The organism is Breoghania sp. L-A4, assembly GCF_003432385.1.
Lineage (GTDB): Bacteria > Pseudomonadota > Alphaproteobacteria > Rhizobiales > Stappiaceae > Breoghania.
On sequence record NZ_CP031841.1, the window covers coordinates 2,078,000 to 2,103,193 of the forward strand.

Annotated in this window: 22 protein-coding genes and 2 pseudogenes; 16 read left to right on the plus strand and 8 right to left on the minus strand. The window is 66.4% G+C overall.

The window, feature by feature from the left end:
• Window positions 1-390: 390 nt before the first annotated feature.
• The 7 genes and pseudogenes from D1F64_RS09645 to D1F64_RS09675 all read left to right on the plus strand — a co-directional run bounded on the left by D1F64_RS09645 (window position 391) and on the right by D1F64_RS09675 (window position 9,425).
• Complete coding sequence (locus tag D1F64_RS09645) at window positions 391-1,761, plus strand: TolC family outer membrane protein (RefSeq protein WP_248304700.1); 1,371 nt, start codon at window positions 391-393, stop codon at window positions 1,759-1,761.
• A 293-nt stretch (window positions 1,762-2,054) separates the two neighbouring features.
• Complete coding sequence (locus D1F64_RS09650) at window positions 2,055-2,714, plus strand: DUF2497 domain-containing protein (RefSeq protein ID WP_248304761.1); 660 nt, start codon at window positions 2,055-2,057, stop codon at window positions 2,712-2,714.
• 132 nt (window positions 2,715-2,846) lie between these two features.
• A pseudogene (locus D1F64_RS24490) lies at window positions 2,847-5,701 on the plus strand (valine--tRNA ligase).
• 170 nt (window positions 5,702-5,871) lie between these two features.
• Complete coding sequence (locus D1F64_RS09660) at window positions 5,872-6,396, plus strand: DUF2155 domain-containing protein (RefSeq protein WP_205470715.1); 525 nt, start codon at window positions 5,872-5,874, stop codon at window positions 6,394-6,396.
• Window positions 6,397-6,676: 280 nt separating this feature from the next.
• Entirely contained in the window at window positions 6,677-7,207 is a 531-nt protein-coding gene (locus tag D1F64_RS09665; RefSeq protein WP_117412271.1) for a L,D-transpeptidase, read from the plus strand.
• Between the two features lie 130 nt (window positions 7,208-7,337).
• Window positions 7,338-8,843: a glycosyltransferase family 4 protein gene (locus D1F64_RS09670; protein ID WP_117412272.1), complete on the plus strand. Its 1,506-nt coding sequence runs from the start codon at window positions 7,338-7,340 to the stop codon at window positions 8,841-8,843.
• Window positions 8,844-9,425: a hypothetical protein gene (locus D1F64_RS09675; protein ID WP_117412273.1), complete on the plus strand. Its 582-nt coding sequence runs from the start codon at window positions 8,844-8,846 to the stop codon at window positions 9,423-9,425.
• Window positions 9,426-9,448: 23 nt separating this feature from the next.
• Here the strand turns inward: D1F64_RS09675 and aat are convergent, their stop codons facing one another.
• The 4 genes from aat to aroQ are packed head-to-tail and all read right to left on the minus strand — an operon-like array spanning window position 9,449 to window position 12,425.
• The gene (gene aat, locus D1F64_RS09680; protein WP_117412274.1) at window positions 9,449-10,132 is read right to left on the minus strand and encodes a leucyl/phenylalanyl-tRNA--protein transferase; all 684 of its coding nucleotides are present in this window, start codon (window positions 10,130-10,132) and stop codon (window positions 9,449-9,451) included.
• 12 nt (window positions 10,133-10,144) lie between these two features.
• Complete coding sequence (accC, locus tag D1F64_RS09685) at window positions 10,145-11,494, minus strand: acetyl-CoA carboxylase biotin carboxylase subunit (protein ID WP_117412275.1); 1,350 nt, start codon at window positions 11,492-11,494, stop codon at window positions 10,145-10,147.
• An 11-nt stretch (window positions 11,495-11,505) separates the two neighbouring features.
• Window positions 11,506-11,958, minus strand: a complete 453-nt coding sequence (gene accB / locus D1F64_RS09690; RefSeq protein WP_117412276.1) for an acetyl-CoA carboxylase biotin carboxyl carrier protein — start codon at window positions 11,956-11,958, stop codon at window positions 11,506-11,508.
• Window positions 11,959-11,984: 26 nt separating this feature from the next.
• Window positions 11,985-12,425: a type II 3-dehydroquinate dehydratase gene (aroQ, locus tag D1F64_RS09695; protein WP_117412277.1), complete on the minus strand. Its 441-nt coding sequence runs from the start codon at window positions 12,423-12,425 to the stop codon at window positions 11,985-11,987.
• Between the two features lie 464 nt (window positions 12,426-12,889).
• On the opposite strand from aroQ, the gene D1F64_RS09700 reads away from it, so the two are divergent.
• Window positions 12,890-13,819, plus strand: coding sequence for an IS110 family transposase (locus D1F64_RS09700; RefSeq protein WP_117411581.1), 930 nt, complete (start codon window positions 12,890-12,892; stop codon window positions 13,817-13,819).
• 175 nt (window positions 13,820-13,994) lie between these two features.
• Here the strand turns inward: D1F64_RS09700 and D1F64_RS09705 are convergent, their stop codons facing one another.
• Window positions 13,995-14,774 carry a DsbA family protein gene (locus D1F64_RS09705; protein ID WP_117412278.1) on the minus strand — a complete coding sequence of 260 codons (780 nt, stop codon included), beginning with the start codon at window positions 14,772-14,774 and terminating at the stop codon, window positions 13,995-13,997.
• Window positions 14,775-14,825: 51 nt separating this feature from the next.
• A complete protein-coding gene (locus D1F64_RS09710; protein WP_248304701.1) occupies window positions 14,826-16,307 on the minus strand; it encodes a M48 family metalloprotease in 1,482 nt (493 codons plus the stop codon).
• Window positions 16,308-16,586: 279 nt separating this feature from the next.
• Here D1F64_RS09710 and D1F64_RS09715 point away from each other — a divergent pair, with 279 nt between their 5' ends.
• The gene (locus D1F64_RS09715; protein ID WP_205470716.1) at window positions 16,587-17,738 is read left to right on the plus strand and encodes an aminotransferase class I/II-fold pyridoxal phosphate-dependent enzyme; all 1,152 of its coding nucleotides are present in this window, start codon (window positions 16,587-16,589) and stop codon (window positions 17,736-17,738) included.
• 231 nt (window positions 17,739-17,969) lie between these two features.
• Here D1F64_RS09715 and D1F64_RS09720 read toward each other — a convergent pair whose 3' ends face one another.
• Window positions 17,970-18,458, minus strand: coding sequence for a YHS domain-containing (seleno)protein (locus tag D1F64_RS09720; protein ID WP_117412280.1), 489 nt, complete (start codon window positions 18,456-18,458; stop codon window positions 17,970-17,972).
• A 322-nt stretch (window positions 18,459-18,780) separates the two neighbouring features.
• Between D1F64_RS09720 and gatC the strand changes: the two genes are divergently transcribed.
• From gatC to gatA, 3 genes and pseudogenes are all read left to right on the plus strand, one after another.
• Complete coding sequence (gene gatC, locus D1F64_RS09725) at window positions 18,781-19,068, plus strand: Asp-tRNA(Asn)/Glu-tRNA(Gln) amidotransferase subunit GatC (RefSeq protein WP_117414529.1); 288 nt, start codon at window positions 18,781-18,783, stop codon at window positions 19,066-19,068.
• Window positions 19,069-19,073: 5 nt separating this feature from the next.
• The gene (locus tag D1F64_RS09730; protein WP_117412281.1) at window positions 19,074-19,544 is read left to right on the plus strand and encodes a GNAT family N-acetyltransferase; all 471 of its coding nucleotides are present in this window, start codon (window positions 19,074-19,076) and stop codon (window positions 19,542-19,544) included.
• A pseudogene (gene gatA / locus D1F64_RS09735) lies at window positions 19,541-21,012 on the plus strand (Asp-tRNA(Asn)/Glu-tRNA(Gln) amidotransferase subunit GatA). The gene D1F64_RS09730 and the pseudogene gatA overlap by 4 nt, the downstream one beginning before the upstream one ends.
• 426 nt (window positions 21,013-21,438) lie before the next feature.
• On the opposite strand, the gene D1F64_RS09740 reads toward gatA, so the two are convergent.
• Window positions 21,439-21,684: a DUF6455 family protein gene (locus tag D1F64_RS09740; RefSeq protein ID WP_117412282.1), complete on the minus strand. Its 246-nt coding sequence runs from the start codon at window positions 21,682-21,684 to the stop codon at window positions 21,439-21,441.
• Window positions 21,685-21,874: 190 nt separating this feature from the next.
• Between D1F64_RS09740 and D1F64_RS09745 the strand changes: the two genes are divergently transcribed.
• The 4 genes from D1F64_RS09745 to D1F64_RS25395 are packed head-to-tail and all read left to right on the plus strand — an operon-like array spanning window position 21,875 to window position 24,937.
• Complete coding sequence (locus tag D1F64_RS09745) at window positions 21,875-22,264, plus strand: hypothetical protein (RefSeq protein WP_162901451.1); 390 nt, start codon at window positions 21,875-21,877, stop codon at window positions 22,262-22,264.
• Window positions 22,261-24,210: a hypothetical protein gene (locus D1F64_RS24495; RefSeq protein ID WP_248304702.1), complete on the plus strand. Its 1,950-nt coding sequence runs from the start codon at window positions 22,261-22,263 to the stop codon at window positions 24,208-24,210. The genes D1F64_RS09745 and D1F64_RS24495 overlap by 4 nt, the downstream gene beginning before the upstream one ends.
• Window positions 24,177-24,407 carry a flagellar hook-length control protein FliK gene (locus tag D1F64_RS24500; RefSeq protein WP_248304762.1) on the plus strand — a complete coding sequence of 77 codons (231 nt, stop codon included), beginning with the start codon at window positions 24,177-24,179 and terminating at the stop codon, window positions 24,405-24,407. The genes D1F64_RS24495 and D1F64_RS24500 overlap by 34 nt, the downstream gene beginning before the upstream one ends.
• Window positions 24,404-24,937, plus strand: coding sequence for an EscU/YscU/HrcU family type III secretion system export apparatus switch protein (locus D1F64_RS25395; RefSeq protein ID WP_346432318.1), 534 nt, complete (start codon window positions 24,404-24,406; stop codon window positions 24,935-24,937). The genes D1F64_RS24500 and D1F64_RS25395 overlap by 4 nt, the downstream gene beginning before the upstream one ends.
• The last annotated feature ends 257 nt before the right edge of the window (window positions 24,938-25,194 follow it).

Here is a 25,194-nt window from a genome sequence, read left to right on the forward strand (position 1 = left end):
CGACGGTTGGCCTTGTTCCCCATGGGGGCGGCGCCAGCCGCGTTGCATTGTGTGACAGTCTCGATCTTTCCACAGCCCCCTGTGTGAAACCTGGATCGATCGGCGGGGTGTCCGGGCTGGGTGGGTCCAGCCGGAGGCGGTCTGTTCGCCTTTGAATGGAATGAAGTGCCGTGTGGCGGGCCGGGCTGTCGTGGACGGGCGGTTTTGTCGCGAACACGCCGGTTCTCCGGCGATAAGGATGCTCTCCGGTGCGCGTGGCGGCGCAGAATGCGGGAGTCGGGGCTGTTGGCGATCGGACGGTGGCGCGTTGCCGCCGAACCAGCGCCCCGGATGCAGGAGCGGCGGCCGCAACGGCTGTCGCGAGAGGCGCTTAGTATGAGGCATCGCGCAGTGAGTATTCGTAAATCGGCCGCAAGTGCGGCGGCGTTGTTGGGGCTTGTGTGCTCGGTTGCCGGCGCGGATGCGCAGACGCTGAACAATGCGTTGGCGGCGGCCTATTCCAACAATCCGACCCTGAACGCGGCGCGTGCCGAGTTGCGCGGCGTGGACGAAGGCGTCGCGCAGGCCCTGTCCGGCTGGCGCCCGCAGGTCTTCGGCAGTCTCAGCGCGGGGCATACGTCCACCTATCCCCGGCCGGGGTCGAGCACCCACCAGAACACCGCCACCGTCGGCGTGCAGATCGACCAGCCGCTGTTCCGCGGCTTTCGCACGGTCAACGGCACCCGTCAGGCGGAGGCCGCGGTCAGCGCGCAGCGCGAGAGCCTGCGCTCGACCGAGCAGACGGTCATGTTCGACGCGGCTCAGGCCTACATGGACGTGATCCGCGACACCGCGATCGTCTCGCTGCGCCGCTCCGACATCAAGTTCCTCGATGAGCAGGTGCGCGCGGCGCGCGACCGTTTCCAGGTTGGCGAGGGGACCCGAACCGACACCGCGCAGGCCGACGCCCGGCTCGCGGCCGCCCAATCGTCGCTCAACCTGGCGCTCGCCAACCTCAACGCCAGCCGCGCGGTGTTCCGCCAGGTGATCGGCGTTGACGCCAACTCGCTGGTGCCCAATACCGACATCCGCCGCCTGGTGCCCAGGTCGATGGAAAGCGCCATCGCCAGCGGCACTGCCAACCATCCGGCCATTCTCGCCGCGCAGTTCAACACCGACGCCGCGGCCTTCAACGTGAAGTCGATCGAAGGCGAGCTGCTTCCGACCGTCTCGCTGGAAGGCAACCTGGCGCACCAGTGGAACCCGTCCAGCACCGGCGCGATCAACGACGCCAGCAGCGCTTCGGTCTTCGGCCGGGTGTCCGTGCCCATCTACCAGGGCGGCGCCGTGTCCTCGCGGGTACGCCAGGCCAAGGAGCAACTGGGCAATGCGCGCATTCTCGTGGACGTCGCCCGCGACCAGGTGCGGGCCGCCGTCGTGGCCACCTGGGGGCAGTTCCAGGCGGCCGAGGCGTCCATTGTCGCCGCGCGGTCGCAGGTCGAGGCCTCGCAATTGGCCCTCAGCGGCGTTGTCGAGGAGCAGCGTGTCGGTCAGCGCACGACGCTCGACGTGCTCGATTCCCAGCGTGAATTGATCACCGCCCAGGTCACCCTCGTCACCGCCCAGCGCGACAGCCTCGTGGCGGCGTTTGCGCTGGTTTCCGCCATCGGGCGCCTCACGTCCGAGCATTTGCAGCTTCACGTTGCCCGCTACGACCCGGTCGAGCACGCCGGCAAGGTGCGCGACAAGTGGTTCGGCCTGCGCACCCCCGATGGTCGTTGAACGGGGATAACCCCCATTGGGAAAAGCCGGAATTTCCGAACAGGTTAAGGAAGGGTTATAGTTACCAGGATGCGAATCGCTGCAAGAGCCATTGCGGCGGTTCGGGTATGCGGTGGTAGTTACTTGTTTTGGGGGATGTCATGGCGAAGGCTGGACAGGCCCAGGAACCTTCCATGGAGGAGATCCTGGCATCTATTCGCCGAATAATCTCCGACGAAGATGCGCCAGAGGCGGCGGAAGCCGCCGGCCCAACGTCTGATGCGGATGCGACCCCGGAACCGGAAGCAGTGGAAATGGCAGCTGAACTCGATCCGGAAGCCGGGATGTCTCAGGACGACCTGGACAAGCTGTTCGATGAAGATGGTGGCGGCTTTGATGTCGCTGAAGCTGAGCCGGATCCGGAACCTGTCGAGGAAGATCCCTTCGAGGCGGCCGAGGAAGCCGCCGGGGACGATGACTCCATTCTTGAGCTGACGGAGGACTTCGCGGTCGATCCGGATGACGTCGACATGGTCGACATGGAAGCCGCGATGGCGTCGGGCGATGGCGACATCGCCTTCGAGGGCGCATCCGAGGACGAAAGCGAGGCGGATGCCGCCTTCGCCAAGGCCGCGGCCGAAGCGGAAGCCGCCGAGGCCGCGAAGGCGGCAGCGCGCAAGGCCGCACCGCGGCACGAGCCGGTGATGGACGCGTCGGAATACAAGCCGATCCCCGACCACATCGAGCCCATCGCGGACCAGGAAGCTTTGCTCTCGGCCCTGACGGGCGGCGCCGTTTCGTCGGCTTTCAGCAGCCTGAACCACACGGTTCTGTCCAACAACGGCAAGACGCTGGACGACCTGGTGCGTGAGATGCTGCGGCCGATGCTCAAGGCCTGGCTGGAGGCCAACCTGCCGACGGTGGTCGAGCGCATGGTGCGGCAGGAAATCGAACGCGTCTCGCGCGGCCGCTGACCGCGTCATCTCCTCAGACGGCACAAATTCGCGAACGCCGCCCCTTTGGGCGGCGTTTTCGTTTGTGTCCGGTTGATTGATGCCCCCATTTGGCATTACACGCAGACACCACGAAATTTCGAGACGGGTTCCATGCTGGACAAGACCTATGACGCGGCGGCGATCGAGCCGAGGATTTACCAGGCTTGGGAAGAGGCGGGCGCATTTGCCGCCGGCGCCGGCGCCAAGCCGGGCGCGGACGCCTATTCCATCGTCATTCCGCCGCCCAACGTCACGGGCTCCCTGCACATGGGCCACGCGCTCAACAACACGCTGCAGGACATCCTGATCCGCCGCGCCCGCATGCTGGGCAAGGACGTCCTGTGGCAGCCGGGCATGGATCACGCCGGCATCGCCACCCAGATGGTCGTCGAGCGCCAGATGGCCGATCGCGGCGAGCCCGGGCGCCGCGACATCGGCCGCGAGGCCTTCGTGGAGAAGGTCTGGGCGTGGAAAGAGGAATCCGGCGGCACGATCATCAACCAGCTCAAGCGGCTTGGTGCGTCCTGCGACTGGTCGCGCGAGCGCTTCACCATGGACGAGGGCCTGTCGAAGGCCGTGCTCAAGGTGTTTGTCGAGCTGTATCGCGAAGGCCTGATCTATCGCGGCAAGCGGCTGGTCAACTGGGATCCGAAGTTCGAGACCGCTATTTCCGACCTCGAGGTGGAGAACACCGAGGTCGACGGCCACATGTGGCACTTCAAGTACCCGCTGGCCGGCGGCGAGACCTACGAATACGTCGAGAAGGACGAGGACGGCGCCGTCATCCTCCGCGAGACGCGCGACTATATCTCGATCGCCACCACCCGGCCCGAGACGATGCTGGGCGACGGCGCGGTCGCCGTGCACCCGTCGGACGAGCGCTACGCGCCGATCGTCGGCAAGCTGTGCGAGATCCCGGTGGGGCCGAAGGAACACCGCCGCCGCATTCCGATCATCACCGACGAGTATCCTGACCCCACGTTCGGCTCGGGCGCGGTGAAGATCACCGGCGCGCACGACTTCAACGATTACCAGGTCGCCAGGCGCAACGGCATCCCGCTCTACCGGCTGATGAACGAGCAAGCCGCCATGCGGTCCGACGGACCGGCCTATGCCGACTGCGCGGCCATGGCGCGCGTCATCGTCGAAAGCGGCGCGCTGCCCGGCGAGGCCGAGGTCGACGCCATCAACCTGGTGCCCGATGAGTACCGGGGCTGGACCGCTTCGACGCGCGCGAAAAGATCATTGCCGCGATCACCGCCGAGGGCCTGGCCGTCACCACGACGGACGAGGAGGGCGCCACGGTTCCCTTCGTCGAGAACAAGAAGATCATGCAGCCCTTCGGCGACCGCTCCCATGTGGTCATCGAGCCGATGCTGACCGACCAGTGGTTCGCCGACGCCAAGACGCTGGCCCAGCCGGCCATCGCGTCGGTGCGCGAGGGCCGCACCAACTTCGTGCCCAAGAACTGGGAGAAGACCTACTTCGAGTGGATGGAGAACATCGAGCCCTGGTGCATCTCGCGCCAGCTCTGGTGGGGCCATCAGATCCCGGCGTGGTTCGGTCCCGACGGCAAGCATTTCGTCGGCTACACCGAGGAAGAGGCGGCAGCCGAGGCCGCCGCCCACTATGGCGAGGCCGTGACGCTCACGCGCGATCCCGACGTGCTCGACACCTGGTTCTCCTCCGCCCTGTGGCCGTTCTCGACCATGGGCTGGCCGGACGAGACGGCGGAGCTCGAGCGCTATTATCCCACCTCGGTGCTAATCACCGGCTTCGACATCATCTTCTTCTGGGTCGCCCGGATGATGATGTTCGGCAACAAGTTCATGGGCACCGAGCCTTTCGCCGACATCTATATCCATGCGCTGGTCCGTGACGAGAACGGCGCCAAGATGTCGAAGTCCAAGGGCAACGTCATCGATCCGCTGTCGCTGATCGACGAATACGGCGCCGACGCGCTGCGCTTCACGCTGGCCGCCATGGCGGCGCAGGGCCGCGACATCCGCCTTGCCACCTCCCGCGTCGAGGGCTACCGCAACTTCGCCACCAAGCTGTGGAACGCCACGCGCTTTCTGGAGATGAACGAATGCGCGCGGATTGAGGGTTTCGATCCCGCCTCCGTCACCCAGACGCTCAACCGCTGGATCGTCACCGAGACCGCGCGCTGCGTCTCCGATGTGGGCGCGGCACTCGACGGCTACCGCTTCAACGACGCCGCCGGCGCCGTCTACCGTTTCGTCTGGAACACCTTCTGCGATTGGTACATCGAGCTGGCCAAGCCCGCGCTCAACGGCGACGACGCGGCGCTGAAGGCGGAAACCCGCGCCACCGCCGCCTGGGCGGTCGACGAGATCCTGAAGGTGCTGCATCCCTTCATGCCGTTCATCACCGAGGAGCTGTGGCAGCGCATCGGCGAGACGGGCGCCCCGCGCAACGCGCCGCTGGCGCTCACCGCCTGGCCGGAGCTCGAGGCGAGCGACGAGGATGCGGCGGGCGAGATCAACTGGCTGATCGACATGATCACCCAGATCCGCTCGGTGCGCTCGGAATCCAACGTGCCCGCCGGCGCCAGGGTGCCGCTGGTCATCGTCGGCGCCTCCGCCGTAACGATGGGCCGGCTTGAGACGCAAGGCCCCGCCCTGCGCCAGTTGGCGCGGGTCGAGAGCATCGAGATGGCGGACGCGGCGCCCAAGGGCTCCGCGCAGATCGTCGTCGGCGAAGCCACCGTCTGCCTGCCGCTTGCGGGCGTCGTCGATCTCGATGGCGAGAAGGCGCGGCTGACCAAGGAAATCGGCAAGATCGACGCCGATATCGAGCGCATCGACAAGAAGCTGGCCAATCCGAAGTTCGTCGAGAAGGCGCCCGAAGAGGTGGTCGCCGGCGAGAAGGAAAAGCGCGACGAGTTCGTCGCCCGGCGCGAGAAGGTTGAGGCGGCCCTGCGCCGTCTGGGCGACGCCGCCTGATCGCCGGTCTCCGATGATGCGCCATGACCACGGCGCGGTGTTTTTTTGAGAATGACACCGCGCCGCCACATCTTGGCGCGATTGACGAGCCAAAAGCCAAGGCTGTTCAAGGTCTCACGAATCAGGCCTGTTTGCTGACTAGGGCGCGTGACGCGCCGCGAGAACGAGTGATGATGGTCAAGAGTATGCGCCGCCGGCTGGCAGTGATTGCGGGATTGATCGGCGTGGCTGCGCTGCCCGGGTCCGTGCGCGCGGAGAAGATCGAAAATCCCGTCGCGGTCTTCGCCGGCCTCGACAAGATCACCGGCCGGATCATCTCGTTCGATGTCTACATCGGCGAAACCGTGCAGTTCGGCGCGTTGCAGGTGGTGCCGCGGGTCTGCTACTCCCGCCCGCCCACCGAGCCGCCGCAGACCACCGCGTTTGTCGAGGCCGACGAGATCACGCTCAACAACGAGGTGCGGCGCATCTTCACCGGATGGATGTTCGCCTCCAGCCCCGGCCTGCACGCCATCGAGCACGCGGTCTATGACGTGTGGCTGACGGACTGCAAGCAGTACTCCAACGTGCCGCCGCCGGACAATTACGATGGTCCGCCCGTCAGCGCGCCGGTGATCGAGAACGATCCGCTCGCCGACGAACCGCTTCCCGACGACGGCATCCCCCGCACCCAGCCCCGCCCGAAACCCTGGTAGGGGCTCCGCCGCGTGCAATTGTCTCTTCGAGACGGCTTGGCTCTCCTATGACTGCAATTCCGGGCCAGCATGGCGAGGCCCTGCAGCGGGAATGCGCCGGCAATCGCGCCCCGCGCCCCGTCCGTCCGGGGAGCGCATTCAGCCTCTGAGTTCATGCCTGTAAGGAGCGTTCCGCCAAAAATTTTGCCGGTGTTGGCCAGGAAAACAGCTCCAATTGCGATGCAAAGTCTGTTATCTCAACATTGTAAGTCTTAAGGATATCGGCAAATCGCGCTTGGGTATGACGCAGGTTACGATCGAAATAATTTTGCCCAGCGACCGTAGGCATTACGGAACGCTTGCGCTCATCGAAGACACGGGCGCGCTGTTGGCTGGTCCGTTCATCGCTTACGGCAAGGCGGACAACGCCAAAGCCGCCAGCGAGGGCAATCGCATCCGCGATCCGCTCCTGGAGTGGGGTGACACCCCGAACGGCGAGTATGCGGTCTCAAGCATTGTGAAGACGGGCGATGAGACAGACTATCCCGCCCGGTCCTACGGCCCGGAAGCGGCGCTGACGATTGATCCGGTCTCCGGGCCCGCCTTGACGGCAAAGGAGAATGGCCGCAACGGGATCTACATCCATTCAGGTCAGTGCCGCGAAGACGGGTCGCTCAGGCCCACGTTCGGCTGTGTCCGATTGTCGAACGAAGACATGAGCGCTGTGCTGCATGCCTTGCGGAGTGTTTCGGGCGTTCAGGACTCGTGCGCGATCCCGACCGCGTCTCTTTTCGTGAGAGTTCGGCCGCCTGAAGAGGAGGCGGTCCTCTGATCGATGCTGGCGCTTTCTCCGAGAAATATGAGAGTTTTCAAGCGGCGTTCAGGATCTGCATCCTGGCGTCCGCGTTTGCTGATTCACGCCGGGGGTCTTCGGCCGGATCCGATGCTCAGCGGGATCCGCGATGAAGATCCTGCTGACACAGCGAAAGCTGCACCACTACGCTGGAACAGAGCTGGTCACCTTGGAACTGGCCTTGGCGCTGAAGGCGCGCGGGCACGAGGTGGCCGTGTACTGCCCGCGTATCGGGGTCTTGAACAACGTGCTGCTGTCGAACGGCATCAAGGCGTACGATGACACCGCCGACATTCCCTTGCGGCCGGATGTGATCCACGCCCATCATCAGTTGCCGGCTCTGGCCGCCTTGGCCCGTTTCGATCAGGTTCCATGCGTGTATGTGTGTCATGGCCAGCGCCCGTGGGTGGAACACCCGCCGCGCCACCCGCAGATGCGCACCTATGCCGCGGTTTCGCGGAAGCTGGCGACGCATATCGCCACGAAATTCGATCTGCCGGCCGGTCAGGTGCGGGTTGTTCCCAACTTCGTGGACACAGACCGCTTTTCGCGTGTGAGGCAGCCCGGCGCGGGGGCGCCGTCCCGCGCCGTGTTGTTCGGGCAGTCCGGTTTCTCCGTTGACGAAATAGAGGCACTGGATCACGCCTGCGCCCAGAATGGCATCACGCTCGACAAGGTCGGCTATGCCTATGGCAACGTCCGGCACAATCCCGAACTTTTTCTTCCCGATTACGATATCGCCTTCGCCATCGGACGCAGCGCGCTCGAGGCGATGGCCTGCGGATGCGCCACGATCCCGATCGTTCCGAGCCTTGCCGGCAGCATGGTGACATCTGAAACGCTGCAGCCCTGGGCGGATACCAACTTCAGCCCGCGCTATTTCTCTGGCGCCGATCAGGTGAACGAGGCGTGGCTGGCCGGGCAACTCGAGGCATACGATCCGCAAGACGTTGCCGAGGTCACGAAGCGCGTGCGCGAGGACCACGCGATGAGCCGCGTCGTCGGCACGCTCGAGGCGTTGTACCGCGAAGCCGCGGCGGCGGCGCCCGTCACGGGAGCGGCTGAGGCGCTGGCGAGAGAACTCAACCGTATCGCGCGCGAGGTTGACGAGATCTGGGACGCCCCGCCGGCGCAAAACACAGAACCGTCCTATGCCGCCGCATTGGAAAATCAGTCCGCCACGCTGAGCGACATGGCGCGAAGCTTCAAGACGCTGACGTCACATCTCATCGGCCGGGAGAAACGTGGACGCGAAGGCGGGTCCGGGGAAATGTTGCTGAAGACGATTGAAGCATCGGGTCTGTTTCAACGGGACTGGTATCTCGATCAGAACCCCGATGTCGCCCGAGCCGGGATTGATCCCCTTCGCCATTACCTGTCGTTTGGCGCGATGGAGGAAAGAGATCCCGCCGCCTTCTTTGACGGCAAAGGCTATATGGCCGCGAATCCGCATCTGAACGGCGTGGCGCTTGCGCCGATCGAGATCGTGGTTCGGGAGGCGGTCCGATCCGCCCGGTGGAGCGACAAAGTGTGGTGGCGCTGCCCGGACAGGGTACGTAAAATATTGCGCCGGTTCGGTGTTTTTGTTGCTGGTATGAAACGGAGATCCAACTAGATGGGACATATTGCGCCGCTGGATCCGCGGCTTGAAACGCTCACCGTTGGGTCCGACGAGCGTGTCCTGCGCGCGCGCCTGAGCGCCGTGGAGCCGGAAATGGCGAACCGTCAGTGTGTTGCGCTCGTCAAGGCGGCTGTCGGCGATCACCGCAGTGTGCGCCAATGGCAACGGGGTGCGAACGTGCTGTCCTGCCGCCTGCCAATCGGCACGCCCATCGCGACCTTTCTCGATCGTGAAGGCGGCGACAGTCATCTGTACGATGGAGGGGTGGGTGTCGGCGCGCCGGGCAACTTGACCAGCCATGCGGCCGTTCTGATCGACTACATCGACGGACCGGACGGCAGACCGGAGGCAATTCTGGTTTTCGACCAGCACGCGCTTCTCACCGAAATACGGCGGATGATCTATCCGGTTGATGACACCGCGTTCGGAACCGGCAACGCCGCCAATTATCATGCGATACTGACGTCGGAGCTCACGCCGATCGGTGGAACGGCGAACCCCTATTGGAAGACTTGGTCCCGAACGGCTCCGCCGCGCGGCGCGCACGTCCGTGATGTCGAAGCCATGCGCGGGTGACGCCCGCGCGTTGAGCGGGATACCTACCGTCCCTCAAGCACATTCAGAACAGCCGCGCCGGAGATTTCTCCCGAGGCAGGGTCGCCCATGCGGTGAAAATCGCCCTCGATCCGCATGGCGGTCTCCAGCACGGATGCATAGGCGCGCTTGTCGAGCTCCACGGCGCCGAAGCGCTTCAGGTGCTCGGTGACGAACTGCGTGTCCAGCAGCGAAAAGCCGCCCGCGATCAGCCTTGCCGCGAGATGGGTCAGCGCCACCTTCGAGGCGTCGCGCTCCAGCGAGAACATGCTTTCCCCGAAGAACGCCCCGCCCAGCGCGATGCCGTAGAGCCCGCCGACCAGATGTCCGTCGCGCCAGGCCTCCACCGTGTGGCAGTGCCCCAGCTCGAACAGCTCGCCATACAGCCGGCGGATCGGCCGGTTGATCCAGGTCTTGCGGCGTCCCGGTGCGGGGGCCGCGCAGCCGTTGATGACCGCGTCGAAGTCGTGATCGACGCGGATCTCGAAATGATCGGCGCGCACCGTGCGGCGCAGCCTGCGCGGCACGTGAAAGGCGTCAAGCGGCAGGACGCCGCGCAGGTCCGGCTCGATCCAGAACAGCTCGGGATCGTCGGCTGATTCCGCCATCGGAAAAATGCCGCAGGCATAGGCTTTCAGCAAAACCTGCGGCGTGATTTCCAGAAGAACGTCGTCGTTGGAGCGGCTCATTCTTGGCCTACATCAGATATCGACGGGATCCGCGAGATATTTTTCCAGCCAATGGATGTCGTACATGCCGTTGGCGATATCCTGATTGTCGACCAGCTCGCGGAACAGCGGGATGGTCGTCTCGATGCCGTCGACCACGAATTCGTCGAGGCAGCGGCGCAGCCGCATCATGCATTCGACCCGGTTGCGCCCGTGCACGATCAGCTTGCCGATCAGGCTGTCATAATGCGGCGGGATCGAATAGCCCTGATAGACGCCGGAATCGACGCGCACGCCAAGGCCGCCGGGCGGGTGATAATAGGTGATCTTGCCGGGCGAGGGCACGAAGGTGCGCGCGTGCTCGGCGTTGATCCGGCATTCGATGGCGTGGCCCTCGAACGTGATGTCATCCTGGGTGAAACCCAGATCGCCGCCCGAGGCGATGCGGATCTGCTCGTTGACCAGATCGATGCCGGTGATCATCTCGGTCACCGGATGCTCCACCTGCAGCCGGGTGTTCATCTCGATGAAGTAGAATTCACCGTTCTCGTACAGGAACTCGATGGTGCCGACGCCCGAGTAGCTCATGTCGGCCATCGCCTTGGCGCAGATGTCGCCGATCTTCTTGCGGTTGGCGGCGTTGAGCGCGGGCGAGGGGGCTTCCTCCAGCACCTTCTGGTGGCGGCGCTGCAGCGAGCAGTCGCGTTCGCCCAGATGCACCGCGCGGCCCTTGCCGTCACCCAGGATCTGAACCTCGATGTGACGCGGCTTCTGGAGATATTTCTCCATGTACAGCGTGTCGTCGCCAAACGAGTTGCGCGCCTCCACGCGGGCCGTGGAATAGGCGGTTTCGATCTCGCCCTCGTTGAGCGCCACCTTCATGCCGCGTCCGCCGCCGCCGGCCGCCGCCTTCAGCAGCACCGGATAGCCGATCTCGGCAGCGATCCGCTTGGCTTCGGTGGCGCTCGTCACGCCGCCTTCCGAGCCGGGAACCACCGGGATGCCGAGCCGCTTGGCGGTCTGCTTGGCCTCGATCTTGTCGCCCATGATGCGGATGTGTTCCGACGACGGGCCGATGAAGGCGATCTTGTGCGCCTCCAGGATCTCGGCGAAACGGGCGTTCTCGGACAGAAAGCCGTAGCCCGGGTGCACGGCGTCGGCGCCGGTGATCTCGCACGCCGCCATCAGGGAGGGAATGTTGAGGTAGCTGTCGCGGGCGGTATGCGGGCCGATGCACACGCTTTCGTCGGCCAGCCGCACATGCATGGCGTTGGCGTCGGCGGTGGAATGAACGGCCACCGTCGCGATGCCCAGCTCCTTGCAGGCGCGCAGGATGCGTAGCGCGATCTCGCCGCGGTTGGCGATGAGAATCTTGGAGAACATGGCGCGCGCCTTTATTCGATGATGACCAGGGGCTCGCCGAATTCGACCGGCTGGCCGTCGTCGACCAGAATGGCCTTGATCGTGCCGGCCCTGGGCGACGGGATCTGGTTCATGGTCTTCATCGCTTCCACGATCATGATCGTCTCGCCTTCGCGCACGCTCTGGCCCACGTCGATGAACGGCCGCGCGCCGGGCTCGGCCGCGTGATAGGCGGTGCCGACCATCGGCGAGGGGACCGCGCCGGGATGGTTCGCCGGGTCGACGGGGACCGGGGCCTCGCTGACGGCTGCTGCCGCGGGTGCCGCGGGCGCGGCGGCCACGGGCGCGGTGACGCTCATCTGGCGGGCGACGCGAATGCGCAGGTCGTTCTGCTCGACTTCGATTTCCGACAGGTTGGTCTCGTCGAGCAGGCCGGCGAGCTGGCGAATCAGATCGTGGTCGATGGTGGATTTCTTGTTGGACATGTTGCTTTTCAATCGCTGTCTAATTTTCAGGTCCGGATCACATCGGAAAGCGCTTCGATGGCGAGGCGATAGCCGGTCGCGCCAAAGCCGCAAATGACGCCGTGCGCCACCGGCGATACGAAGGAATGGTGCCGGAAGGATTCTCTGGCGAAGACGTTCGAAAGATGGATTTCGACCGCCGGGATCTCCGCTGCGCGGATGGCGTCGTGAATCGCCACGGAGGTGTGCGTATAGGCGGCGGGGTTGATGATCAGCCCTTGCGCCACGTCGCCGGCCTCCTGGATCCAGTCGACCATAAGGCCCTCGAAGTTCGTCTGGCGGAATTCCACGTCTAGTCCCAGGTCCTCGCCCGTTTCCCGGCACAGTCTCTCGATGTCGGCCAATGTGGTCCGGCCGTAGTGCTCAGGCTCGCGGCTGCCGAGACGGTTCAGGTTCGGCCCGTTCAAGACGAAGATGGTGGATGCCATTCAAACCCCAATGGCGGCCCGTGCCCGGCACGCGCCGCCTGCGCATAGTCCCGCCCGTTATAGGGGTTCGGCGTGGGGAGGAAAAGCCCCGATGGGGCTTTCCCGGGCGATGATCGTGCGCGTGTCGCCCGATCGTCTCCCGAGCCACGGCCGTCCGGTTGATCCGCAATCACAGTTGATTGTCATCCCGGCTGCAGCGAAGCGGAAAGCCGGGACCCAGTAGCCGTTAACGCCGGTGGGGTGGCTCGGGCTGTGGCGGCATCAGGGCACGATCAGTTCGGCCGTTGGTTACTGGGTCCCTGTGTATTGTCGATGTGTCAGAATGGGTGCGGACGGGAGATCGTTGGGTCCCAGGTTTTGCAGACCGAGAACCGGCACGGATCCCCGCCCGCGCAGACAGATCCAAACCTGAACAGTTGATCGAGGCCGCCGCAACCGGACCTCGCAGCACAGGGACAGGCGCCATGAGGATACACCCTGGCTTCATTGGAATCGATGTTTCCAAGCATCATCTCGATATTTTTGATGGGCTTTACGACACCCATCGGCGCGTTGACAACACGGCCGAGGCCATCGAGGCATGGCTCGCAGGCCTTGGTGAGCGTCAGCTCTTCGTCGTCTTCGAGGCGACGGGCCGCTTTGACCGCACGCTTGCCCGGGCGTTGGCCGGACACGCGCTGCGCTTTGCCCGGGTCAATCCCTCCCGTGCCCGCGACTTTGCCCGCTCACTCGGCCTCATCGCCAAGACGGATGCCATCGACGCCCGCATGCTCGCCGCCATGGGGCAGTGCCTCGATCCGCAGGCCACGCCGGCGGCCGACGAGGCGCGTGACCGGCTCTCCGGCGTACACAAGCGCCGCGACCAGTTGGTCGCCATTCGCCAGCAGGAAAAGCTTCGTCTTGCCGAGGCCCATGAGTGCGAGCGGTCGAGCCTGGAGCGCCACCTTGCCTGGCTGAATGAGGAGATCGCCGCTGTGGAGGCCGAGCGCGCCGCCCTCATCCGGGCCAATGCGACGTTCGCGGGGATGGAAAGGCTGCTGCGCTCCATTCCCGGTATCGGCCCGGTCGCCGCCACGACGCTGATCGCGCTGATGCGTGAGCTCGGCACCACATCGCCCAAGGCGATCGCGGCGCTTGCGGGTCTTGCGCCCTTCAATGTCGACAGCGGCCGTTTCCGGGGCCACCGCGCGATCAAGGGTGGGCGCAAGCGGGTGCGCGACGCCCTCTACATGGCCGCCGTCACCGCGGCGCGCTCCAACTCGCGTTTCAAGGCCTATGCCCGGGCCCTGGTCGATCGCGGAAAACCCTTCAAGGTCACCATGATCGCGCTGGCCAGAAAAATCCTCGTCACCGCAAACGCCATCCTAAGAGACGGTGTCCCGTTCCACGCATGACACACTCAACAACACAGTTGCCGGATCTCGCGATGCTCGCCCGGGATGACAATTGCATTTGATTTCCGCGCGCACTGCTCAGATTTCAGCGACCGGCGAATATGCGGACACTGCGAAGCTCCATTGGGACGATCCCGTTTGCTATCGCAACGCCGCACGGTTTCCGCATCGCGCCCTAGCAGCTCGTCGAGCCGCACTGACGGAAGTCGGAGATCCGCTTCTTGAGCTGGTCGTAGCCGACCGCGCCGAACACCACCTCGTTGCCCACCACGTAGGACGGCGTGCCGGTCAGCCCAAGGCCGTTGGCAAGGCCATAGACCTCCTCGATGGTCGCCGCCACTTCGGAATCCTTCATCGCCGTGTCCAGCGCATCGGCGTCCGCGCCGACGTCCAGCGCCACCTCGCGCGCCCGGGCGGCGTTGGCCTGGCCCCGACCGGAAAGCAGCTTGTTGTGGAACGCGCCGTAGAGTTCGGGAGTGGTGAGATTGAGCGCCACCCCCACCTTGGCGGCCTCCACCGAGCCCTGACCCAGCACCGGGAACTCCTTGAGCACGACGCGCAGCTGATCGTCCTCCTCGATCAGCCGGTTCATGTCGCTGAGCGAACGCTTGCAGTAGCCGCAGTTGTAGTCGAAGAACTCGACCAGCGTGACGTCGCCTTCCGGATTGCCGAGCACCACCTGGCGGGTGGAGTTGAACAGGATGTCGGCGTTGCTGGCGATGGTGCCCGCGCGCGCCGCGTTCTCTTCTTCCTTCTGCCTGCGCTCGAGTTCGATGAAGGCGTCGCGGACGACTTCCGGATTGCTGAGAAGGTAGTTGCGGATGATCTGCTCGATCTCGCCGCGCTTGGCGGCGTCGAACGGCTCGGCGCTGGCGGTCCCGGCGGCGAAGGGGGCGGCGATCGTCATGGCGGCGCCGATGGCAAGGCCCGCGGCCGCGCGAAGGATACGCTTCATGGTGTGCTCCTGGTGGCTGCCGGGCCTCTGCGGCCGCGGTGCGCATTCATATCAAAACTTGGGTGGCTTATAGGACACGATGTCGTCCGCTTGTAGCCATTGCGGCGATCCACGCTTCAATTTCTGTTGAGCGCGGGCCGCGTACCGGCGCGCGTTGTCGAAGTCGCCGCCCGCCATCATGGATTGCGCGGTCGCCAGATCGGCCGCCGCCGTGTCGCCCAGGCGCGCTTCGGCGATCGCCAGCTGGGCATAGCCGAGCGGCGAATTGGGTTCGCGCTGCAGCCCCTTGGTTAGCGACTGCACGGCCGCGCGCAACGCGCCGTTGTCGCCCGACGCCACCAGCGCGTAGCCGTGCCAGATGTGCAGCAGCCCTTCGTTCGGCGCCAGCGAGACCGCCTTGGCGAAGGGCGCCACGGCCTCCCTCGGCTTGCCCGATTCCAGCCGTGCCTGGCCCTTGAGTTCCCAGAAATAGGGATTGTTCGGCTGCTTGGCGATCAGCGCGTCGATGGCGCGGTCGGCGTCGCGCGGGTTGCCGCTGCGCATCTTGACCACGGCGCGCGCGTATTCGGCCGGCAGGCTGCGGTCCTTTTCGCCATAGGCGCGGAACACCGTCTGCGGATGGGACGTGAAGGCCAGCAGCTTGGCGCGCACCAGATCGTGCCGGGCCTGCAGCGCGGGAGAATCTTTCTTGCCGAAATTCTTGCTGCGCTTGGCGAGGTTTTCCAGCTGCGACAGGCGTTCGCGCGCCATCGGATGGCTCTGCACGTAGGGGTCGGTGTATTGGGCTGAGAAAAGCTGCTGGTCGGCGAAGCGTTCGAAGGTGGTCACCATGCCCTTGGCCGACTGGCCGGTGCGGTCGAGGTAGGTGACCGCGGCGCGGTCGGCGGAGGCCTCCTCGGTGCGCTGGTAGGCCAGCAGCGAGCGCTGGGCGATGCCGCCGCCCGCGCCGGCGATGGCCGCGCCGCCCTGGGCGACGCCGCCCGAGCCGGCGCTGGCGCCCGCCGCCATCACGCCCGCGCCCAGCAGCGCGCCGATCACCGCCATGATCTGCGCGCGGGCTGCGGCGGTGCGCAGCCGCGCCATGTGGTTGCCCGCGATGTGTCCGGTCTCATGCGCGAGCACGCCGATCACCTCGTTCGGCGTCTTGGCGTCCATGATCACGCCGGTGTTGATGAAGATGCGGCGGCCGTCGACCACGAAGGCGTTGAAGCGCTTGTCGTTGATCAGAATGACGTCGACCGAATCGCCCGCAAGCCCCGCCGCCTTGAGGATGGGCCGGGCGTAGTCGCGCAGCAGCGTCTCGGTTTCCGCGTCGCGCACCAAAGGCAGCTTGCGTCCCTGCGCCAGCGCCGGAAGGCATGCCGCCTGCAGGCCCATGACCATCGCCAGCGCGCCGGTTGCCAGCCTTGGCGTGAGACGCCGCAGCCGCGCGGCCGGCTCGCCGCCGGAGCCATGCGCTTCCGGTCTCACGGCGGTGCGAGGCGTCAGGTGAGGCTGGCATGCGGCGCGCAAACGGGTTAGGGCAGTCGTCACGGTCTGGCGGTCCTCTGTCTGGCGGTTCGAAAACGGGCGGTCGAAATACGGGCCATCCACAAACGGGCCGCCGGTTTTCGGGCGCGAAGCGAGCGTATCGCGCCCGGCGACGGTATGGATGGTGTGACCCGCGGTCAACCGTCTGGCCGGCGCGGCCGACGCGCGCGCTCGGGATCGAAGATCACAGCAGCGCGCGATTGCGGCAAGACGACGGCACGGCGGATACGGAATGCAACGCAACACAGCGCGCGGCCGAGCGGCGGCAGAGACGGAGAGCCCATGTTGAAACCCTCGAGGCGCAGCGACGTCGAGCCGTTTCTGGCAATGGACGTGATGAGCGATGCCATGGAGCGCGAGGCGGCCGGCGCCCGCGTCGTGCATATGGAAGTCGGCCAGCCCGGCGCCCCGGCGCCCGCGCCCGTGATGGCGGCGGCGCGCGCCGCCCTGGACGATGGCCGCATCGGCTACACCGAAGCGCGCGGGCTTTCCTCTCTGCGCCACCGTATCGCCGCGCATTACCAAGCGGCCTATGGCATCGACGTGCCCGAGCGCCGCATCATGGTGACAACCGGTTCTTCCGCCGGCTTCAATCTGGCGTTCCTCGGCGCCTTCAATCCAGGCGACCGGATCGCGCTGCCCGCGCCGGGCTATCCCGCCTACCGCAACATTCTCAAGGTGCTGGGGCTGGAAGCCGTCGAGATCGAGGTCTCCGCCGACACCCGCTGGGTGCTGACGCCGGAATTGCTTGCCCGCGCGCATGCGGAGAAGCCCATCCAGGGTCTGCTGGTCGCAAGCCCCGCCAATCCCACCGGCACGATGATGCAGCCCGACGCGCTCAAGGCGCTGGTGGAGGCCGCGCGCGACATGGGCATCGTCTTCGTCTCCGACGAGATCTACCATGGGCTGGTCTACGAGGGCCGCGCCGATTGCGCGCTGCAGTACGACGACAACGCCATCGTCATCAACAGCTTCTCGAAATACTACTGCATGACCGGCTGGCGCATCGGCTGGATGATCGTGCCCGAGCCTCTGATCCGTCCCTTCGAGCGCATCTCGCAGAGCCTTTACATCTCCGCGCCGTCGCTGTCGCAGCGCGCGGCGCTTGCCGCGTTCGACGCCACAGAGGAGCTGGAGGCGATCAAGGCGGGCTACGCGCGCAACCGCGCCTTGCTGCTCGCGCGCATGCCGGCGCTGGGGTTCGACGAGCTGCTGCCCGTCGACGGCGCCTTCTACGTCTATGCGAGCGTCCGCCGCTTCACCAATGATTCGATGGATTTCGCCAGGCGCATGCTGGCGGAAGCCGGCGTCGCCGCGACGCCGGGCGCGGATTTCGACCACGCCCGTGGCCACAATTACATGCGCTTTTCCTTCGCCGGCACCGAGGCCGACATGACCGACGCGCTGGACCGTCTGGGCGGCTGGCTGAAGTAGGGGGCACTTGTCACTGTCGTCACGTTCCCCACGATGTCATCCCGGGCGAGCATCGCGAGACCCGGGACCCAGTAAACGCATGCCTTCGCGATCACGTCGCGGTCGTTGCTCCAGGACGATCTCGACCTCTCGGCAGGAGCCGGGCAGCCAACGGCTACTGGGTCCCGGCTTTCCGCTTCGCTGCAGCCGGGATGACAATCGTGGGTTTATCGAATGGCGGCATCCAACCCCTCACAGCTTGTCGGCCGGGATCTGCTTGATCTTCGGCCAGGCCTCGTCCGCGCGGGAGATGGTGCCCTCAACGTCCTCGCGGAAGCGTTTGTCGGCGCCCTCGTTGGCGTTGAGATAGAGCTTTCCGTCGACGATGTGCCACTTGTTGGGGTCGATGGGGATCTTCACGCCGAAACTGGCGCCCGTCGCGCAATAGCCGCCGTAGGCGGGAGCGTATTTCTCCGGCTCGGCGACAAAGGCGTCGCGGTTGGCGGCGGAGGCGAATTTCCATGTCACCCCGTCGTAGGTGGCGGTGAACTCGTCGGAGCCCGCCACCGGCTTGCCGTCGGTGAAATAGGCCACCGGATCGGTGCCGCCGATGGCGGCGCCGTGGGTCACATAGGTGGTGACCTCGTCGGCCATGGCGGGAAACGCGGTGGCGGTGAGGCCTGCGCCGCCGGCAATCACGGCGACGGCGGCGAAGGTCCGGCGCAATGCGGTAAAGGTCATGATGCGTCCTCATAAATGCCAGATGACGGGGATGCCAAACGGGCGGGATGCCGAGACGGCGGCAGCACGCTCGCCATACCAGATGACGCGATCGCGGCCCGGGCGCCAATCAATCCTCGCTCACAGTGGCGTCAGGCTTCGGTGAGGCGGCGGTTTGCCCGCATCGGGCGCGGCTGGCGCATTGCGCGGCGCGGACGGGCGATGCTATATGCAGGTTTCGCCAAAGCCCGCGGCCCGTCTCCGGGAGCCCGCAGCCTTCGCAAAAACCGCCGTCCACTTCGATGAAGAATGGCTCACTCCGAGCAAGAATGGAAAGACGCGCATGTCCGTCGATACCCAGACCGTGAAACGCGTGGCCAAACTGGCGCGCATCGCCGTCTCCGATGCCGAGGCCGAGACCATGAAGGGCGAGCTCAACGCCATTCTCGGCTTCGTCGAGCAGCTTGATGAGGCCGATGTCAGCGGCGTCGAGCCGATGACATCCGCGGTCGAGACGACCATGCGCCTGCGTGCCGACGTGGTGACCGACGGCGGCAAGGCGGCCGATATCGTCGCCAACGCCCCGGCCAGCGAGGACAATTTCTTCGTGGTGCCGAAGGTCGTCGAGTAGACCTCATGAGCGTGTCGATCGCCCTCGAGACCCCACTGCAGGACGAGGTGCGCGCCATGGTCGAGGCGCTGAACGCCACCATGCGCCCGCTGTCGCCGCCTGAGTTTCAGTTTCAGATGACGGCGGAGCAGATGGCGGGTCTCGACACGGTGGTGTTCGTGGCGCGCGGCGACGACGGCAAGGCGGTTGGCATGGGCGCGCTCAAGCTGCACGACACGGGCTTTGGCGAGGTGAAGCGCATGTACACCGATCCCGCGATCCGCGGCAGCGGCGTGGGCGGCGCGATTCTCGCGGCCATCGAGCGCGAGGCGGTGATGCGCGGCGTGCCCGTGCTGCGGCTGGAGACCGGGTCGACGCCGGGGTTCGAGGCCGCCTGGGCCGTCTACGAGCGCGCGGGCTTCGTGCGTGGCGAGGCCTTCGCCGACTATCCGGATTCAGAATTCAACGTTTTCTATGAGAAGAAGCTCACCGCATGACCGATTTGACCGACCTGACGATTGCCGAGGCCCGCGACGGGTTGACGAACAAGCAGTTCACGGCCACCGAGCTCACCGACGCCTATCTCGGCGCGATTGCCGGGGCGGCCGCGCTCAACAGCTACGTGGCGACGACGGCGGACAAGGCGCGGGTGATGGCGCAGGCGTCTGATGTCCGCATCGCCGAAGGCAAGGCCGGGCCGCTTGAGGGCATTCCGATCGGCGTCAAGGATCTCTACGCCACGAAAGGGGTGCACACCCAGGCCTGCAGCCACATTCTCGACGGCTTCAAGCCGGCCTATGAATCCACCGTCACGGCCAACCTGTGGGCCGACGGCGCGGTGCTGCTGGGCAAGCTCAACATGGACGAGTTCGCGATGGGCTCGTCCACCGAGTCGAGCCACTACGGGCCGACCGTGAACCCGTGGCGTGAGACCGGCTCGACGACGGCGCTGGTTCCCGGCGGCTCCTCGGGCGGCTCGGCGGCGGCCGTCGCCGCGCATCTGTGCGCGGGGCCACGGCCACCGACACCGGCGGCTCGATCCGCCAGCCGGCGGCGCTCACCGGCACGGTCGGCATCAAGCCGACATATGGCCGCTGCTCGCGCTGGGGCATCGTCTCCTACGCCTCGTCGCTGGATCAGGCCGGCCCGATCACCCGCACCGTGCGCGACGCGGCGATCCTGCTGAAATCGATGGCCTCGGTGGATCTCAAGGACACCACCTCGGTGGACGCGCCGGTGCCCGACTATGAGGCCGCCATCGGCAAGTCGCTCAAGGGCCTGAAGATCGGCCTGCCGCGCGAGTATCATTCCGACGGCATGTCCGAGGAAATCGACGCCCTGTGGCAGCGCGGCGCCGACTACCTGCGTGACGCCGGCGCCGAGGTCGTCGAGATCTCCCTGCCAAACACGAAATTCGCTCTCGCGGCCTATTATATCGTGGCGCCGGCCGAGGCCTCGTCCAACCTCGCGCGCTACGACGGTGTGCGCTACGGGTTGCGCGTCAACGGCTCCGACATCACCGACATGTACGAGAAGACGCGCGCGAGCGGCTTCGGTCCCGAGGTCAAGCGCCGCATCCTGATCGGCACCTATGTGCTCTCGGCCGGCTATTACGACGCCTATTACCTCAAGGCGCAGAAGGTCCGCACGCTGATCAAGCAGGATTTCCATGATGCTTTTGATGCCGGCATCGACGCGATCCTTGCGCCGACCACGCCGTCCGCGGCCTTCGCCTCGGGCGCCATCACCGATCCGGTGAGCATGTACCTGCAGGATATCTTCACGGTGCCGCTGAACCTCGCAGGCCTGCCGGGCATCTCGGTGCCCTCGGGCCTCAGCGCCAAGGGTCTGCCGCTCGGCCTGCAACTCATCGGCCGCCCGTTCGGCGAGGAGACGCTGTTCCAGGCCGCTCAGGTGATCGAAGAGGCCGCCGGCCGCTTCACGCCGGAGAAATGGTGGGGCTGAGTGGCTGCCTCCCGCGACGCGTCAGGGTCGCGGGCGTTAAATCTTGAAGAGACGTTGAGCGGACAGGGGCCCTCCGGGCGCCGGTCTGTTTCTCCAGTCCGCACGAATGCACCGGGTTTGCGCCCGGTGCCGATGCTTCGAGACGCCGTCTTCGACGGCTACGCAGCATGACGTTATCGTATTGATAAAAATACGAAATTACAAAAACTATCCAAAAATTCAACGTCATGCTGAGGAGGGCCGAAGGCCCGTCTCGAAGCATCGGCCACACGTGCCGCCTGCACGCCTCCGAGGGATTCCGTCGCCATGCCGACGGACCTCAAAAACAGCCAAAACACCATACCTTGCCGAGGCGGCGCATCGCGCCGTCTCGAAACATCGGCGGCAGGGGCGTATGTCGCCCCGCAGGTCTGCTCGTCCGCGAACTCACCGGGCGGCGATATGGTCCGAGAAGCGGCGGCTGTTGGGGCAGAAGGTCGGCGGCGTGTCGTGCTCTTCCGTCATCCACTGCTTGCATTCGGTTACTGCGCCGCAGTGCATGCAGGCGGAAATGCTCCGGCGCAGGAAGGATTCCTCGCACGGACCCGCGCCGGTCGAGAGGTCGACGCCGGTTCTCTCCATCATCTCGCCCATCAGGCTCATGCGCTCGTCGGCGCGCTTGAAGAATGACATCGCTTCTCTCCTGGGTTGCCTTGTCTGCGTCCCATGCTAGTTGCATTTGCAACGGTTTGAATTGATCTCGGTCAAGCGGCCGTTCAGGGGGGCGAAATTCGTTTAGCTTGTGGAAGGCATTTGGCCGATACTCTGGGAGCTGACGTTTCGGAAAGCCTGTCGCGGTCCGGGCGTCATTCGGAGAGCGCCATTGGTCACCGCCGTATCAACAACCCCGTTGCCGGTCTCGGGCGAGGCGCGCCTGCCGCCGTTGAACGCAGGCGAAACCGTGTCCGCGCGCGTCCTGTCGCAAGGCGCGGACGGCGCGACGAAACTCGCCATCGGCAAGGCCACGGTGGAGTTGCGCCTGCCGGTGACGGTCAAGGCCGGCGAGACGGTGCAGTTCAAGGTGACTAGCGGCGGCGCGGAACCGAAGCTGGCGCTGCTGCTGGATGCCTCCGGCAAGCCGCTTCCGCCGCAGCCGTCTCCCCAGACGCCGCTTGCGCAGACGGGCCAACCCCGGACCTCTCTTCCCTGGCGGGCCAGATCCCGGCCGGTCAGCCGGCACCGCAGCAGGCCGCCGCCGCGGGCGGCTCGGTGATCGTCGATACGGCCGCCCAGGCCACCGTCGAGGCGAAGGTCCTGGCGCAACTGCCCGACGGCAAGGTGCGCATTGAACTGAACGCCATGAAGCTCGAGTTGCGGCCGCCACAGCCCGTGCCCACCGGCGCCACCGTCAGGCTGACGGTGCAGGGCGAGGGCGCGGCATTGCGCGTGCAATTCGCGCCGCCCGCCGCACAATCCACCGCCACGGGGCAGGGCGTGCCCACGGCAGCCTCGTCCGCGCAACCGGCTTCCGGCCAGTCCGTGACCATCCAGACGGTCGCAACGCTGCCCGCGTCCGCCGGTCCGGGCCCGATCGCGCAGCCGGGGCAGCCGGCTCCGGGCCAGATCCCGTCCGCCGCGTCTGCCTCCGCGCAGCCGGCCCCGGCCCTGGCTGGCCAGCCAGTCCCTGCCGGCCAGCCGGTCGCCGTCGGCCAACCCGCCACCGGAGTGCCGGCCGGCGCGCAACCGGCCGTTGCGCTCGCACAACCAGGAACGCAGCCCTCCGTCCAGCAGCCGGCGACGGCTCAAACGCCGATCACGCAAATCCCGGGTCCTCAGACGTCCCAAATCCAGACGCCCCAAATTCAGACGTTCCAGACGCCGACAGCCCAGGCGCTCTCGACGGCCGGCGCCACCCAGGCCGGCGCGCCGCAGCCGCTCGCCATTGACGCCACCGTCCTCGCCCAGGGCCAGAACGGCAGCGTCAAGCTGCAACTGCCCGCCTTCACCGCCGATATCCGCAGCGCGGTCACGCTCGCGACGGGCGAGACGCTCCGCCTGCAGCCGCAGGTGGAGCCCTCCGGCGCGCGGCTGATCGCGGCGCCTGCGGCTCAGAGCGGGACATCCGCGCCCTTGCCGGTGCTCAACGCGCGCAATCTGCCTCTCCTGCAGCCCGGCGCGGAACTCGTGGCGCGCGTCGTCGGGCAGACGCCTGCGGGCACCACGCAATTCCAGTCCGGGGCCGCGACGTTCGAACTGCGCCTTCCCGCCGGCGCGCCGCAGCCCGGAACGACCGTGTCGCTGAAGGTTGCGGTCGGCGGACCCGCGCCGCAGGTCACGCTTCCGGCCCAGGCGGCGCCCGGCGCGCGCGAAACCCTGCCGCCGGACATGCTCAAGATGCTCAGGCAGGTGGCCGAGGTGGCCCGCCCGCTGGCCGCGACAAAGCAGGATTCCATGACGCCGCTGTTCGCCAATGTGGCGGGCCTCGTGCGTTCGGGCGGCGGCGGGTTGCCCGCCACCGTGCAAAAGGCGCTGCAGGATCTGCTGGGCTTCCGCATGTCCGCAAGCGACGCCTCCCAGCCCGCGCCGTTGAAACAGGCCGTGCAGCGTTCGGGCATCTTCCAGGAAGCCAATCTTGTGCAACGCGCGTCAGGACAGGCGCAGACCGCCCAGGCCGGCGCGAAGGCGGCGCTGCCGCAGGGCGCGGGCCAAGCCGCGGTTCAGGTCGCGGCCCAGCTTGGCCTGCTCGGTGGCACCGATCTCAAGACCTCGCTGATGCAATTGCGCGGCGCGCTGCTGTCGTTCCTGGGCGAACATGCGGCCCCCGCAACCCGAAAAGGGGCGGGCGAGCCGCCGCCGCGCGCCGGCGGTCTGCCGCGCGGCCAGATGCCGTCTCAGCCCACGATCCCCGAGAGCGCCACGCCACGCGAGGCCGCGCGCATTCTTCTGTCGGACACCGATGCGGCGCTCGCCCGGGTCCGCCTGTCGCAAATGGCCTCCATGGGCGGCTCCGAACATGCGGGCGCCGCCCACCGCGCCGCCGCCCAGACGCAGGAGTGGAATTTCGAGCTGCCGCTGGCGCTGGGCAACCAGACGGCGGTGGCGCAGTTCCAGATTGCCCGCGACGGCGGCACCCCGGCGCGGAGGGCGCGGGCGAGACGGGTTGGAAAATCCGCTTCTCCGTCGATCTGCCGCAGACCGGCGCCGTCGATACGCTCATGACCCTGCGCGCCGACAGCGTGGCGGTGACGCTCTGGGCGGAGAGTGGTGAGACGGCGGCCCGTTTCCGCGCCGACGTCGACGCCCTGCGCGAGGCGTTTGGCGACGTCGGGCTGGAAGCCACCCGCATCGACATTCGCCGCGGCCGCCCCTCGGCCGAGCCGCAGAAGGCGGGCTATTTCGTGGACTGGCGCACATGAGCGGCGCGCGCGACGACGCCGGCAAGAAGCGCATCGCCGTTGCGTTGTCCTACGATACCAAGGGCGCGCCGCGCGTCACCGCCAAGGGTGAGGGGTTTCTCAGCGACCAGATCCTGAAGATCGCCGCCGAGCATGGCGTGCCGATCGAGGAAAACCCGCTGCTCGCCCAGGCGCTGGCCCAGGTGGCGCTCGACGAGGAGATCCCGAGGAACTGTACCAGGCCGTCGCGGTCATCATCGGCTACATCCTGCGAAGCGCGAAATAGGCGGCGGCGGAAAAGAGAAGAGACCGGTGCCTGGTGGGCGCTTTCCTCCTGGATTCCGGCTCGCGTGATGCGGCCTTGCCGCACACGGGCCGGAATGACGCGGAGGGTTGAAGCCCGACGGAGGGGCCGGTGCCGGGCTGATCCTGCTGGCGGCATTCACAAGTGCTCGTGTGACGCTTCAACTCTCAACGTCATTCCGGACCGAGCGCGCCGCAGGCGCGTCGAGAGATCCGGAACCCAGGAGAGACTCGCCGGAGGCGTCTGACACCTCGCAACAAAGCCCAAGGCCGTCATCCTCGGTCGCATTCCCCCGCAGCGGTGAAGATACATGTGCCCTCCGGGCGCTTTCCTCCTGGATTCCCGATCACGCGACGCGCTTCGCGCACGCTGCCGGGAATGACGGGGAGGGTTGAAGCACCACATGGCGCTTTGTGCGAGCGGCACCAGTCTTCGCCTCCGACTGCCAACGATGGCCGCCGCGCCCTCCGTCGCCCGCTGCCGGGCTTCAACTCTCAACGTCAT

Excerpts from the sequence above, each read along its gene's own strand:
- D1F64_RS09670 (WP_117412272.1), top strand. The coding sequence starts at position 7,338 with ATGAAGATCCTGCTGACACAGCGAAAGCTGCACCACTACGCTGGAACA.
- D1F64_RS09730 (WP_117412281.1), top strand. The coding sequence starts at position 19,074 with ATGAGCGTGTCGATCGCCCTCGAGACCCCACTGCAGGACGAGGTGCGC.
- aat (WP_117412274.1), bottom strand. The coding sequence starts at position 10,132 with ATGAGCCGCTCCAACGACGACGTTCTTCTGGAAATCACGCCGCAGGTT.
- D1F64_RS25395 (WP_346432318.1), top strand. The coding sequence starts at position 24,404 with ATGAGCGGCGCGCGCGACGACGCCGGCAAGAAGCGCATCGCCGTTGCG.
- aroQ (WP_117412277.1), bottom strand. The coding sequence starts at position 12,425 with ATGGCATCCACCATCTTCGTCTTGAACGGGCCGAACCTGAACCGTCTC.
- D1F64_RS09715 (WP_205470716.1), top strand. The coding sequence starts at position 16,587 with ATGTTGAAACCCTCGAGGCGCAGCGACGTCGAGCCGTTTCTGGCAATG.
- accC (WP_117412275.1), bottom strand. The coding sequence starts at position 11,494 with ATGTTCTCCAAGATTCTCATCGCCAACCGCGGCGAGATCGCGCTACGC.
- D1F64_RS09700 (WP_117411581.1), top strand. The coding sequence starts at position 12,890 with ATGAGGATACACCCTGGCTTCATTGGAATCGATGTTTCCAAGCATCAT.
- D1F64_RS09720 (WP_117412280.1), bottom strand. The coding sequence starts at position 18,458 with ATGACCTTTACCGCATTGCGCCGGACCTTCGCCGCCGTCGCCGTGATT.
- D1F64_RS09665 (WP_117412271.1), top strand. The coding sequence starts at position 6,677 with ATGACGCAGGTTACGATCGAAATAATTTTGCCCAGCGACCGTAGGCAT.
- D1F64_RS09660 (WP_205470715.1), top strand. The coding sequence starts at position 5,872 with ATGATGGTCAAGAGTATGCGCCGCCGGCTGGCAGTGATTGCGGGATTG.
- D1F64_RS09650 (WP_248304761.1), top strand. The coding sequence starts at position 2,055 with ATGGCAGCTGAACTCGATCCGGAAGCCGGGATGTCTCAGGACGACCTG.
- D1F64_RS09740 (WP_117412282.1), bottom strand. The coding sequence starts at position 21,684 with ATGTCATTCTTCAAGCGCGCCGACGAGCGCATGAGCCTGATGGGCGAG.
- gatC (WP_117414529.1), top strand. The coding sequence starts at position 18,781 with ATGTCCGTCGATACCCAGACCGTGAAACGCGTGGCCAAACTGGCGCGC.
- D1F64_RS09675 (WP_117412273.1), top strand. The coding sequence starts at position 8,844 with ATGGGACATATTGCGCCGCTGGATCCGCGGCTTGAAACGCTCACCGTT.
- accB (WP_117412276.1), bottom strand. The coding sequence starts at position 11,958 with ATGTCCAACAAGAAATCCACCATCGACCACGATCTGATTCGCCAGCTC.
- D1F64_RS09705 (WP_117412278.1), bottom strand. The coding sequence starts at position 14,774 with ATGAAGCGTATCCTTCGCGCGGCCGCGGGCCTTGCCATCGGCGCCGCC.